Source organism: Sphingomonas sp. FARSPH (genome assembly GCF_003355005.1).
Classification (GTDB): Bacteria; Pseudomonadota; Alphaproteobacteria; order Sphingomonadales; family Sphingomonadaceae; genus Sphingomonas.
Window position 1 is genome coordinate 1395802 of the sequence record NZ_CP029985.1, and the last position, 12073, is coordinate 1407874.

Below are 12073 nucleotides of genomic sequence, written 5' to 3' on the forward strand. Positions count from 1 at the left end.
AAGCCCCGTCGGCGTCATAATCAGCGATAGAAGACGTGGTTGCCGATCATCGCGATCTTGGTGAGGCGGCCACCGGGGCGACGATTCGGCGTGTTGAAGTACAGCGCCTGCGCGGCGGGGCTGTCCCAGGCCGCGTCCATCGCGACCTTGGCGACGGCGATCGCGGTGCGGTAGCTGGCGCGCGCCTCGTCGATCGAGGGGATCTGGCCGCCACGTACGAAGGCGAACTGGCCGCGCTGCTTGACGACGGCGCAGACGTCCGACGGGAAGCGGCCCGACTTGGTGCGGTTGATGATGACGTTGGCGACGGCGAGCTGGCCGGCGAGCGGTTCGCCCTTCGCCTCGAAATAGATCGCACCGGCGAGGCAGCGCTCGGCGTCGGTGACGTCGCCATTGTCCTGCGCGGCGACCGCATCGGCCAGCGTGTCGAACTCGTCGTCGGCGGAATCGTCGGTTGCCGCAGCGCCGTTCGCCGTGGTTTGGGTCGGCAGTTGCTGGACGAAGAAGGTGGCGGGCTTCGCCGGTTCGGCCTGCGACGCGGGAGCGGCGGCCTGAACGGGAACGATCGCGGGGACCAGGGTGTTGGTATCGGACGGAGTCGTCTGGGGCGCCGAGACGACCCTGCGATCAAGGTCGGTGGCGCGGCCGGGGGTGCTGTTGCTGAGCAGCCCGACCAGAGAGAAAGTCATCGCCGCGAAGGTGGCGGCGCGCTGAAGAACGGTCATCAACACTATCAATATGCGGTTGGTTCACGGACCCGACCCCCCGAAGGACGTCGCCCGGGCTTCCCCCCGACTGCGTAACCGGCCCGGATCGCACCCGGACGCAGCACAACGCGCTTAAAACGTTGCGCGCCCGTGCGTCACGGGACTGTCATTCGTCAATCGTTCAGGATCGTTTCAGCGGCGAACCGTTCCGCGTCCGCGATGTCCAGTTCGATCACCCACAGATCGGGGTCGGACGTGCGCCGCCGTCGCCAATAGTCGTCGACAGGGCCGGATGGGGTCGAATCGCGCAGCACCGCTGACCCATCCAGGTCGTAGCCATGCTCGATCACGCGCGTCGAACCATCGCGCGCCTCGATCACGATCAGCACGCCGCCGCCCTGCGCGTCGCCGCGCCCGCGCACCACCGCCATCCCGCCCGCATCGTTGACACGGCGCAGCAGCGCGCCGACCGCGAGGTGCGTCGGCAGCCGCCCGCTCATGCCGCTCTTTCCTTCATGACGGGCGATAGCCCGGCAGGCCCGACAGCGGGATCTGCGATCGCATGAACGTGCCCGTGCCGCGCGCCGCTTCCTCGCCATCGGCATCGATCAGCCGCGCGTCGGCGACATACACCCGGCGCTTGCCGCTGATCCAGCGCCCCTCCGCCACCACCGGCCCGGCGCGCAGCGGGCGTGTCAGCAGCAGGTTGAACGCGGTGGTGAGCAGGAAACGATCGGTGACGAGGCTGTTCGCCGCATAGAAAGCGGCATCGTCGAGCATCTTGAAATAGCTGGTACCGTGGACCGCGCCCGCCGCGTGGAAGTGCCGCTCGTCGAGCGTGAAGCGGATACGCGCGGCGCCGGGGGCGATGATCTCCAGCGTCGAATCGAACAGGCGGTTGATCGGCGCGGCGGCATAGAGCGATTCGAGGCTGCGGAAATGCGCCTCCTCCGCCCCACCCGTCGCGTCCGCACCGTCAGGCGGCGTCATGCGCCAGCTCGGCGGTGAACAGCGCGTAGAGCGCGTCGGGCGACCCCGCGCCGCGCAACTTGCTCAGAAACGTGCGGTCGCGCAGCCGCCGCGACACGCGCGCGAGCGCCTTCAGATGCTCCGCGCCTGCATCCTCGGGCGAGAGCAGCAGGAAGATCAGGTCGACTGGCAGATCGTCGACCGCGTCGAACTCGATCGGTTGCGCCAGGCGCATGAACACGCCGGTGACCGCGTCGAGCCCGGGCAATCGCGCGTGCGGGATGGCGACGCCGCCGCCGAAGCCGGTCGACCCCAGCTTCTCCCGCGCGGCGAGCCGCTCGGCGACCGACCGCGGATCGATCCCCAACGCCTCGGCCGCGGCGGCGAGCTGCGCGAACAGCGTTTTCTTGTTGGCGACCGCCACGTCCGTGTAGACGGCGTCGGGCCGCAGCAGATCACTGAAATCGCTCATGCGCACACTCGTCGAAGGCCCCGCCGGGCCCTTAACGAGTCCGGCGGGAGCGGGAAAGGTCAGCTGCCGGCCTGCACCCGCTGGGGCTCTACCCAGCCGATCGTGCCGTCGCCGCGACGATAGACCATGTTGTACGCGCCCGTGCCGGCGTTGCGGAACAGCAGGGCGGCGGTGTTGCGCAGGTCGAGCATCATCACCGCATCGGACACGCTGGCATCGGGGATGTCGACGCGCGTTTCCGCAACGATCAGCGGCGCATCACCCGCTTCGTCCTCCGCCGGCTCCTGGAACAGCGTATAGCCGGCGTTGTTGTCGTAACCGCTGTCTTCCTGCAGCTGGACCACCTCGCTCGCATTGCGATCCTTCAGGCGGCGCGAATAGCGGCGCAGCTGCTTGTCGATCTTCTCGGCCGCGCCGTCGAAGGCGAGGTGGGCGTCCTGCGCCTCGTGACGTCCTTTCAGCACCAGGCCGCGTGTCACGTGCATGACGATGTCGCACTTGAACCCGACATCGTGCGGCCCCTTGCCGAACGTCACTTCGGCCGACAGCGCGCGGGCGAAATATTTCGTGGCGATACCCTGAAGCCGGTCGCTCACATGATCCTTGAGCGCGTCGCCGGTGGCGACCTGGTGACCAGAAATCCGGATATCCATCGTGTTCTCCATGCTGTTGGGGCCGGCCTGTTGGCCTTCGCCCGGGGGTGATTCTTCAAGCGGGCGATCCGACCTCCCACAGCGGATTGTCCAGCGTAGCAACAAAGGCTGCGTGCACGGCAAGTTCCGCCGGCGGTGCGGCGAAGTGCCGCGGCGGCCGGACGATGCTGGGCCGGCGCGCGCCCGTCGTGGCGTCGTTATCGGCGATCACCTCGCTGACGAGGCCGAGCCCGATCTGCCGCCCGCCCATCAGCTCGACATAGACCTGCGCCAGCAATTGCGCGTCGAGCAGCGCGCCGTGCAGCACGCGATGCGACCGGTCGACGCCGAATCGCGAGCACAAAGCATCGAGCGTATGCTTCGCACCCGGATGCCGTTGCCGCGCGATCGCCAATGTGTCGATCATTCGGCTGGTGCACACCGGGTCACGGCCGCAGCGACTGAGCTCGCCGTTGATGAAGCTGAAATCGAAGCCGGCGTTGTGCGCGACGAGCGGCGCATCGCCGATGAAGTCGAGCAGTTCGTGCACCATCGCGCCGAACAGCGGCTTGTCGGCCAGGAAGGCGTCCGAAATGCCGTGCACCGCCTGCGCCTCCGCGGGCATGCTGCGTTCGGGATGGTAATAAGCGTGGAAGGTGCGGCCCGTCTCGACGCGGTTGACCAGCTCGACGCAGCCGATCTCGACGAGGCGGTCGCCCCCGGCGAAGCTGAGGCCGGTGGTTTCGGTGTCGAACACGATCTCGCGCATCGGGACGTTATCCGCCCGCGCGCGCCCGCATGCAAGCGAGGACATCGCGCACCGCGCCGCGCGTCGCATCCAGGCCACCGCCGGTCGGGATGACGAAGTCGGCCCGCGCGCGTTTTTGCGCATCGGGCATCTGCCGCGCGAGGATCGCGTCGAACTTCGCCGCGCTCATCCCCGCGCGCGCGAGCACGCGGGCGCGCTGGACGTCGGCGGGGGCGGAGACGACCGCGACCGCATCCACGCCCGCATCGCCGCCCGTCTCGAACAGCAGCGGCACGTCGAGCACGACGACGGGCGCGTCGGCATGGGCGGCGAGGAAATCGGTCCGCTCGGCCGCGACCGCGGGGTGCACGATCCCCTCCAGCCGTTTCATCGCGGCGTCATCGCCCAGCACCGCACGGCCCAGCGCGGCGCGATCGACGCCATCGGGGCCGGTCGTCCCGGGAAACGCCGCCTCGATCGCCGCGACCACGCCGCCGCCCGGTCCCTGCAGCCGGTGGACCGCCGCATCCGCGTCGAACACCGGCACGCCCTCGTCTGCGAACATCTCCGCGACGGTCGACTTGCCCATGCCGATCGACCCGGTCAGGCCGAGCAGCAGCGTCATGCCGTCAACAGCGCGCGCAGATCCTCGTCGCGGTCGCGCGGCGGCGCGGCGCCGAAGAACAATTCGAACGCCAGCGCTGCCTGGCCGATCAGCATCTCCAGCCCGTCGACCGTCTCCAGCCCGCGATCGTTCGCCTGCACGAGGAGGTCCGTCTCCAGCGGCGAGTAGATGATGTCGTAGACGATCGCATCCGCGCCAAGCGGCGTGAGGTCGATGGCGAGCGGGGGCTGTCCCGCCATGCCGAGCGTGCTGGCATTGACCAGAAGGCTGGTGTCGGGCGCGACCGGGTGGGTGAGGGGGCGCGCCTGCCCCTTCAGCCCGAAGCTCGCGAGCAGCGCCCCGGCCTTCAGCGTGTTGCGGTTCATCACCGTCACCGGCCCGACGCCCATCCGCGCGAGCGCGAACAGCACCGCGCGCGCCGCACCGCCCGCACCGATCACCGTCACCGGTTTCCCCGCCAGGTCGAACCCGGCGAGCGGCGCGTAGAAGCCGCCCGCATCGGTGTTGGTGCCGACCACGCCGCCATCCTCGACGCGGATCACCGTATTGATCGCACCGATCCCGCCGCGCACGTCCCCGCGATCCTCGACATGGTCGAGCGCGGCGATCTTGTGCGGCATCGTGACGTTGCACCCGCGCCACGCCGGATCGGCGCGGCGCTCCGTGAAGAAGGCGGGCAGTTCGTCCGCCGTCACCAAGGTCTTGCGATAGTCCGCCTCGAGGCCCAGCGCGTCGAGCCAGAAGCCGTGGATCACGGGCGATTTGGACTGGGCGATCGGATCGCCGATCACCTCGGCATAGGGCGTGGCGGTCATGACGGCATCACCTTGCGAACCCGCAGATAGTCGAGCACGGCGAGCAACGGCAGGCCGAGCACGGTGAACTGGCTGCCCTCGATCCGCGCGAACAATTGCGCGCCCGGCCCCTCGATCCGATAACAGCCGACGCAGCCGCTGATCGCGGGCCATTCCTGGCCCAGATACTGGTCGATGAACGCGGGCGAGAGCGGCCGGACGTGCATCTTCGCCGCCTCGACATGCCGCCACACCGGGCGACCGCCCTCGGCGATCACCGCCGCGCTCCACAGATGATGCACGCTGCCGCTCATCCGCGCGAGATGATCGGCGGCCTCGTCCCGGCTGGTGGGCTTGTCGAGCAGGCTGCCGTCGGCGAGCGCGACGACGCTGTCGCTGCCCAGCACCAGCCGCTCGGGCGCGCGCATGGACACTTTGATCGCCTTCAGCTCGGCGAGCGCATCGGCAAGGTCGCGCGCCTTGAGGCCAGCGAGGCTCGCCTTGGCGGCGTCTTCGTCGACGCCTGCGGCGGTCGCCTCGAACGGCACCCCCGCCGCGGTCAGCATCGCGCGCCGCGAGGCGCTCTGGGAAGCGAGGAGAAGGGTCATGGGACGGGTTTAGGCGGGACAGACCCGATTTCGAAGCCCCTTCCTTTCCCTCCCGAAAGCGAGAGGGGAGCCTATCCGCCCACCTTGCGCTCGTTCGCCAGCGCGATGATCGCCGCCGCCGTCTCCTCGATCGACCGGCGCGTTACGTCGATCACCGGCCAGCCATTGTCGGCGAACATCCGCCGCGCATAGGCGATCTCGCGCGTCACCGCCTGTTCCTCGACATAGGGCGTGTCGGGCTGCTGGTTGAGCGAGAGCAGGCGGTTGCGGCGGATCTGGATCAGCCGGTCGGCGCTGGTCGTCAGCCCGACGACGAGCGGCCGGGTGAGCGCGAACAGGCTCCTGGGCGGGGGGCTTTCGACGACGATCGGAATGTTCGCGGTCTTCCATCCGCGATTGGCGAGGTAGATCGACGTCGGCGTCTTCGACGATCGCGACACGCCCGCGAGCACGATATCGGCCTCTTCCCAATCCTCGTGCGCGATGCCGTCGTCGTGCGCTATCGTCCACTGGATCGCATCGACGCGCGCGAAATAGGCCGCATCGAGCGCATGCTGGCGGCCCGGCCGCGCCTTCGCCTGCTGGCCGAGCAGCCCGGACAGCGCATCGTTGACCGGGTCGAGCGGCGCGACCGCAGGCAGGCCGAGCGCGAGGCAGCGCTGTTCCAGGTTGCGCCGCGTCGCCGGATTGACGAGCGTGAAGATGACGAGGCCGGGATTTTGCGCGATTTCCTGCAGGATGCGCTCCAGATGCGCCTCGGTCCGCACCATCGGCCAGAAATGCCGCACCGTCTCGACGTCGTCATATTGCGCGAGCGCAGCCTTGGCGATGTTCTCCAGCGTCTCGCCCGTCGAATCCGACAGCAGGTGGAGGTGGAGGCGCATCATTGTGCGTGCTGCCGCGACGATCACATCCGAACACCTTCGTCCGTCATTCCCGCGAAGGCGGGAATCCAGACACGCTGACCATCGGGCAAGCGCCGCACCCGCCGCGTGTCTGGATCCCCGCCTTCGCGGGGATGACGTCGGATGACAAAATTGGCGCGCCGATCCGCCCCCCGGCACCGATCTGTGGACAACATGGGGACAATCGATAGGGCAACTCGCCGACCCGGCCAAGCGACCCCGCCGCGGTGGAAAAGCCGCATTTCATCCACATCCGCATCCACAGGGCGCAAAGTTATCCACAGCCTGTGGAAGCCGGGCATGCGTCTCACCGAATCGACGCGGAATCGGCGATCCTTGCCGGTCAAGCTGTGGGTGATTACGGGACAAAGCGCTTTATCCCGTTACCCACGTGCCAACCACTTCATCATCCTCTTTCAAGAATCTTCTTATTTAGGAAGAAGGCCCTGTCTGAACCTGTGAACAAGCCGCTACTCGCGACGCTGAAGGGCGTGCGGCAGCCCGTCCCCCCGATCTGGCTGATGCGGCAGGCGGGCCGGTATCTGCCCGAATATCGCGCGCTCAGGGCAGAGAAGGGCGGTTTCCTTGCGCTCGCCACCGATCCGGTCGCGGCGGCGGAGGTGACGGTGCAGCCGATCCGCCGCTTCGGCTTCGACGGCGCGATCCTGTTCTCGGACATCCTGATGGTCCCTTGGGCACTGGGCCAGGACCTTACCTTCGGGCCGGGCGAGGGACCGCGGCTCAGCCCGCCGCTGGTCGACGCCGCGCTCGGGGCGCTGGCGCGCGTGCCCGAACGGCTGGAGCCCGTCTATGCGACCGTTGCGCGCGTCGCGGCGATGCTGCCCGCCGAGACGACCTTCCTGGGCTTTGCCGGCTCTCCCTGGACCGTCGCGACCTACATGGTGGCGGGGCAGGGGTCGAAGGACCAGAGCGAGACGCGCGCCTTCGCCTATCGCGACCCCGCCGGCTTCGGCGCGATCATCGACGCGATCGTCGCCACCACGATCGACTATCTCGCGCGCCAGATCGAAAACGGCGTCGCGGCGGTGCAACTGTTCGACAGCTGGGCGGGGTCGCTGTCGCCCGACCAGTTCGAACGCTGGGTGATCGCACCCAATGCGGGAATCGTCGCGGGGCTGCGCGCGCGTTGCCCCGATGCGTGCATCATCGGCTTTCCCAAGGGAATCGGCGGCAAGCTGCCCGCCTATGCGCGGGAGACCGGGGTCGACGCGATCGGGCTGGACGAGACGGTCGATCCGGCCTGGGCGGACGCAATGCTGCCCCCTGGCATGCCGGTGCAGGGCAATCTCGATCCGCTCGCATTGCTGGCCGGGGGCGCGGCGCTCGACGCGGGGATCGACCGCGTGCTCGCCGCCTTTCCGGACCGGTCGCACGTCTTCAACCTCGGCCATGGCATCGGCCAGCACACGCCGATCGCGCATGTCGAGCGGCTGGTCGCGCGGGTGAGGGGCGGGGCGTCGGCCTGAATCGTCGCCTGGTTCGTCATGCCGGACTTGTTCCTGCATCCACCCGTCCGCATACACCGCGGCCACACGATGCACAGCAACGTGGATGCCGGAACCAGTCCGGCATGACGAGGTAAGGACACCGATCGATGGACTGGCTGCAGACGCACTACCTCTGGCTCGTCGCCGCGCACGTCATCCTCGTCATCTTTTGGATGGCCGGCCTGTTCATGCTGCCGCGCTACCTCGTCTATCACCAGGAGGCGATCGTCGCCGGCCGCGGCGACGAGGCGGCGTTATGGGTGGAGCGCGAGGGCAAGATCCGCCGCATCATCCTGACCCCGGCGATGATCGGCGTGTGGCTGCTCGGTCTGACGCTGGCGACGATCAGCCAGCAATGGGGCGCGGGGTGGCTGCACGCCAAGCTGCTGCTCGTGCTGCTGCTGTCGGGCTATCACGGCTGGGCAGTCGGCTATGCGAAGCGGCTGGCGCGGGGCGAGATGCGGCTGAGCGGCAGGACCCTGCGCCTGGTCAACGAAGTGCCCGCCTCGCTCGGCATTGCCATCGTCGTGCTCGCATTCGTCAAACCGTTTTGACCACGGTTGTGCTGTCCTACATCGCGGCAGGCTGCTATAAGAACAGGCGGATGATCTTTCGCATTGTGGGTATTTAAGTACAAGAACGTGTAACGAGATTACGCGTTCAGGTGTCAATTCTGTCAAGACTCGCGGTGTCGGGTGCCGAGGGCGCGACGTTCCCGGCTTGACGCGCTGCGCCTCCGCGCTTACCTCACACTCCAGCGCGGAGCGGCGTCCTGCCGGTCCTTCGCGCTTTCTCCCTCAAGCTTCGGCATGTTTTCGCGGTTCTTCGCCTCGCCAAGCTTTATCCCCCTGCCTACGCATCCGGAAAAACTTTCCATGCATCTCAAAGATTTGAAGAAAAAGACGCCCGCCGAACTGGTCAGCATGGCCGAGGAATTGGGGGTCGAGAGCGCCTCGACCTTGCGCAAGCAGGATCTGCTGTTCGCGATCCTGAAGGTGCAGGCGGAAAATGGCGACCAGATCATGGGCCTCGGCACGATCGAGGTCCTGCCCGACGGCTTCGGCTTCCTGCGCAGCCCGGAGGCGAACTACCTCGCCGGTCCCGACGACATCTATGTCTCGCCCAACCAGGTCCGCAAATGGGGCTTGCGCACCGGTGACACCGTCGAGGGCGAAATCCGCGCGCCCAAGGATGGCGAGCGTTATTTCGCGATCACGCGGCTGACGTCGGTCAATTTCGACGATCCCGATGCGGTCCGCCATCGCGTCAACTTCGACAATCTGACGCCGCTGTATCCGGAATCGAAGCTCACGCTCGATCCCGCCGATCCGACGCAGAAGGACAAGTCGGCGCGCGTCATCGACATCGTCAGCCCGCAGGGCAAGGGCCAGCGTACTTTGATCGTCGCGCCGCCCCGCGTCGGCAAGACGGTGATGCTGCAGAACATCGCCAAGGCGATCACCGACAACCATCCCGAGGTGTTCCTGCTCGTTCTGCTCATCGATGAGCGGCCCGAGGAAGTCACCGACATGCAGCGCAGCGTGAAGGGTGAGGTCGTCTCCTCGACCTTCGACGAGCCCGCGCAGCGCCACGTCGCGGTCGCCGAAATGGTGATCGAAAAGGCCAAGCGCCTCGTCGAGCACAAGAAGGACGTCGTGATCCTGCTCGATTCGATCACGCGTCTCGGCCGCGCCTACAACACCGTCGTGCCGTCGTCGGGCAAGGTGCTGACCGGCGGTGTCGACGCCAATGCGTTGCAGCGCCCCAAGCGCTTCTTCGGCGCGGCGCGCAACATCGAGGAGGGCGGTTCGCTGTCGATCATCGCCACCGCGCTGATCGACACCGGCAGCCGCATGGACGAGGTGATCTTCGAAGAGTTCAAGGGCACCGGTAACTCCGAAATCGTCCTCGACCGCAAGGTCGCCGACAAGCGCGTCTTCCCGGCGCTCGACGTCGGCAAGTCGGGCACCCGCAAGGAAGAGCTGCTGGTCGACAAGGACAAGCTCAGCAAGCAGTGGGTGCTGCGCCGCATCCTGATGCAGATGGGCACGATCGACGCGATGGAGTTCCTGCTCGACAAGATGAAGAATTCGAAGACCAACGAAGACTTTTTCGACAGCATGAATCAATAGCCGAAAGCGGCCTGCCGCATGCTGCGGCAGGATTCGCACCGGCTCGGCCGGCGGGCGTGCCAAGGCACGGCCCGTCCGACGACGCGGGCTTCGCCCGCGTCCGCGCGCGCCCTGGCGAGGTAGCAACAAAACGTCACACATCCCGCAACGCGCGTCAGCCATGGCTTTCGCGCGTTGCTGCGTTAAGCACATCGATATCAAACGGGGAGTAACGACGTGTCCGTCATCGCCATGCTGAGCGCCGCTACGGCCGGTCCGGGGTCCCCGGCCGAGATCTGGCAGCATATCGTCAACGACTTTTCGAACATCACCTCGCCGGCGGCGCTCTCCGCGTTTCTCCAGGTGCTGATGATCGACGTCGTGCTGGCGGGCGACAATGCGATCGTCGTCGGCGCGCTTGCCGCGGGGCTGCCCGCGGATCAGCGCAAGAAGGTCATCCTGATCGGCATTATCGCCGCGCTGGTGCTACGTATCGCCTTTGCGCTGGTGGTCAGCTGGCTGCTCGGGCTGATCGGCCTGATCTTCGCCGGCGGTATCCTGTTGTTGTGGGTGGCGTGGAAGATGTGGCGCGAAATCCGCCATGACAGCGGGGCGCAGGAGATCGACGGGGAAGGGGCCGCCGTACGTCCGGCCAAGACGTTCATCGGTGCGGCCTGGGCAGTCGCGATCGCCGATGTGTCGATGAGCCTCGACAACGTGCTCGCGGTGGCGGGCGCCGCGCGCGAACATCCCGGAATACTGATCATCGGTCTGTTGCTGTCGGTCGCGCTGATGGGCGTCGCTGCCAATTTGATCGCCCGCTACATCGAGCGCTATCGCTGGATCGCCTATGTCGGCCTGCTCGTCATCCTCTACGTCGCGGGCAAGATGATCTACGAGGGCGTCGTCGACCCGAACGTCGGGCTCGCTACGTTGTTTTGATCGGGGAGGGGGGCCGCGGAGCCCCCCTTTTTCGTTCAGCCGAGATGCTCCGCAAAGAAGGCTGCGGTACGTTCGTCCGCGATCTTTGCCGACGCATCCGAGCGGCGCTGACCGAATTCGGTCGCAAAGCCGTGGTCCTCGCCGGGGTAGTCGTACAGCGTCACCTTGGGATGATCGTCGAGCCCGTCGTGCATGCGCTTCTGCGCATCCTTGTCGACGAAATGATCCTCCTCCGGTACGTGCAGCAGCACGGGATTGGCGATGGCATGCGCCTCGCGCAGCAGGCCGTCGATGCCCACGCCGTAATAGCCGACCGACGCGTCGATATCGGTTCGTGCCGCGGTCATGAACGCCAGACGACCGCCCAGACAATATCCGACCGCGCCGACCTTGCCGCCTTCGGGCAGCATGGCGCGTGCAGCGCGGATCGTCGCCTCGATATCGCGGACGCCGGCATCCTGATCGAACTTGCCCATGAGGTCGAGCGCCTGCTGCATCTCGTTCGGAACGTCGGGGTCGAGTTCGACGCCAGGTGCGAACCGCCAGAACAGCTCCGGCGCGATCGCCAGATAGCCAGCCTCGGCCAGCGTATCGGCTTTGCGACGGATGCCGGCGTTGATACCGAAGATTTCCTGGATGACGATGATCGCGGCCTTCGGCGCGCCTTCGGGTTCGGCGACATAGGCGGTGAACTTGTCGTCGTTATCGAGCGTGTCGATCGTGATGGTCTTGGTCATGGAGGTCCTCTCGCAAGCCGGGTTCGGCTGGGCTATGTCAAACGCCACAGCGCGGCAACGGGATGCATATCATGAAGGTGACGGTGGACGTGGATCTGACTCCGGAAGAGGCGCGCCGCGCGATGGGACTCCCCGATCTGACCCCCGTTCACGATCGCTATATCGCCTCGTTGCTCGAAACGATGAACGGCCAGATGCGTCCCGAACTGCTCGAGAACATGATGAAGAGCTGGGCGCCGATGGGGGAGGCGGGCATGTCGATGTGGCGGCAGCTGTTCGACCAGATCGGGAGCGGCACGAAGAAGGGCGGTTGAT

Annotated in this window: 16 protein-coding genes; 5 read left to right on the top strand and 11 right to left on the bottom strand. The window is 66.9% G+C overall.

What is annotated here, in order from left to right; translation table 11 throughout:
* Positions 1 to 20 precede the first annotated feature (20 nt).
* The 10 genes from DM480_RS06810 to DM480_RS06855 form a co-directional block, all read right to left on the bottom strand.
* Complete coding sequence (locus tag DM480_RS06810) at positions 21 to 725, bottom strand: cell wall hydrolase (RefSeq protein ID WP_115378157.1); 705 nt, start codon at positions 723 to 725, stop codon at positions 21 to 23.
* A 155-nt stretch (positions 726 to 880) separates the two neighbouring features.
* Positions 881 to 1207, bottom strand: coding sequence for a DUF1491 family protein (locus DM480_RS06815; protein ID WP_115378158.1), 327 nt, complete (start codon positions 1205 to 1207; stop codon positions 881 to 883).
* Between the two features lie 13 nt (positions 1208 to 1220).
* Positions 1221 to 1697 carry a PaaI family thioesterase gene (locus tag DM480_RS06820; protein WP_115378159.1) on the bottom strand — a complete coding sequence of 159 codons (477 nt, stop codon included), beginning with the start codon at positions 1695 to 1697 and terminating at the stop codon, positions 1221 to 1223.
* Positions 1684 to 2148, bottom strand: coding sequence for a PTS sugar transporter subunit IIA (locus DM480_RS06825; RefSeq protein WP_115378160.1), 465 nt, complete (start codon positions 2146 to 2148; stop codon positions 1684 to 1686). The genes DM480_RS06820 and DM480_RS06825 overlap by 14 nt, the downstream gene beginning before the upstream one ends.
* Before the next feature lie 59 nt (positions 2149 to 2207).
* On the bottom strand, positions 2208 to 2801 hold the full coding sequence (gene hpf, locus DM480_RS06830; RefSeq protein WP_115378161.1) for a ribosome hibernation-promoting factor, HPF/YfiA family: 594 nt from the start codon (positions 2799 to 2801) through the stop codon (positions 2208 to 2210).
* A 55-nt stretch (positions 2802 to 2856) separates the two neighbouring features.
* Complete coding sequence (dnaQ, locus tag DM480_RS06835) at positions 2857 to 3549, bottom strand: DNA polymerase III subunit epsilon (protein ID WP_115380958.1); 693 nt, start codon at positions 3547 to 3549, stop codon at positions 2857 to 2859.
* 7 nt (positions 3550 to 3556) lie between these two features.
* On the bottom strand, positions 3557 to 4153 hold the full coding sequence (coaE, locus tag DM480_RS06840; protein WP_115378162.1) for a dephospho-CoA kinase: 597 nt from the start codon (positions 4151 to 4153) through the stop codon (positions 3557 to 3559).
* Positions 4150 to 4968 (bottom strand): shikimate dehydrogenase family protein, encoded by an 819-nt coding sequence (locus tag DM480_RS06845; protein ID WP_115378163.1) that lies wholly within the window; start codon positions 4966 to 4968, stop codon positions 4150 to 4152. The genes coaE and DM480_RS06845 overlap by 4 nt, the downstream gene beginning before the upstream one ends.
* Positions 4965 to 5555 carry a Maf family protein gene (locus tag DM480_RS06850; protein WP_115378164.1) on the bottom strand — a complete coding sequence of 197 codons (591 nt, stop codon included), beginning with the start codon at positions 5553 to 5555 and terminating at the stop codon, positions 4965 to 4967. The genes DM480_RS06845 and DM480_RS06850 overlap by 4 nt, the downstream gene beginning before the upstream one ends.
* A gap of 71 nt (positions 5556 to 5626) precedes the next feature.
* Positions 5627 to 6442, bottom strand: coding sequence for a pyruvate, water dikinase regulatory protein (locus DM480_RS06855; protein ID WP_115378165.1), 816 nt, complete (start codon positions 6440 to 6442; stop codon positions 5627 to 5629).
* Between the two features lie 539 nt (positions 6443 to 6981).
* Here DM480_RS06855 and hemE point away from each other — a divergent pair.
* From hemE to DM480_RS06875, 4 genes are all read left to right on the top strand, one after another.
* Positions 6982 to 7947, top strand: a complete 966-nt coding sequence (gene hemE, locus DM480_RS06860) for a uroporphyrinogen decarboxylase (RefSeq protein ID WP_232834187.1) — start codon at positions 6982 to 6984, stop codon at positions 7945 to 7947.
* A 128-nt stretch (positions 7948 to 8075) separates the two neighbouring features.
* A complete protein-coding gene (locus DM480_RS06865) occupies positions 8076 to 8522 on the top strand; it encodes a CopD family protein (protein ID WP_115378167.1) in 447 nt (148 codons plus the stop codon).
* A 321-nt stretch (positions 8523 to 8843) separates the two neighbouring features.
* Complete coding sequence (gene rho / locus DM480_RS06870; RefSeq protein ID WP_115378168.1) at positions 8844 to 10100, top strand: transcription termination factor Rho; 1257 nt, start codon at positions 8844 to 8846, stop codon at positions 10098 to 10100.
* A 231-nt stretch (positions 10101 to 10331) separates the two neighbouring features.
* Positions 10332 to 11021 (top strand): TerC family protein, encoded by a 690-nt coding sequence (locus DM480_RS06875; RefSeq protein WP_115380960.1) that lies wholly within the window; start codon positions 10332 to 10334, stop codon positions 11019 to 11021.
* A 35-nt stretch (positions 11022 to 11056) separates the two neighbouring features.
* Here DM480_RS06875 and DM480_RS06880 read toward each other — a convergent pair whose 3' ends face one another.
* A complete protein-coding gene (locus tag DM480_RS06880) occupies positions 11057 to 11758 on the bottom strand; it encodes a dienelactone hydrolase family protein (protein WP_115378169.1) in 702 nt (233 codons plus the stop codon).
* A gap of 71 nt (positions 11759 to 11829) precedes the next feature.
* On the opposite strand from DM480_RS06880, the gene DM480_RS06885 reads away from it, so the two are divergent.
* Positions 11830 to 12072 carry a DUF6489 family protein gene (locus DM480_RS06885; RefSeq protein ID WP_198665916.1) on the top strand — a complete coding sequence of 81 codons (243 nt, stop codon included), beginning with the start codon at positions 11830 to 11832 and terminating at the stop codon, positions 12070 to 12072.
* The last annotated feature ends 1 nt before the right edge of the window (position 12073 follow it).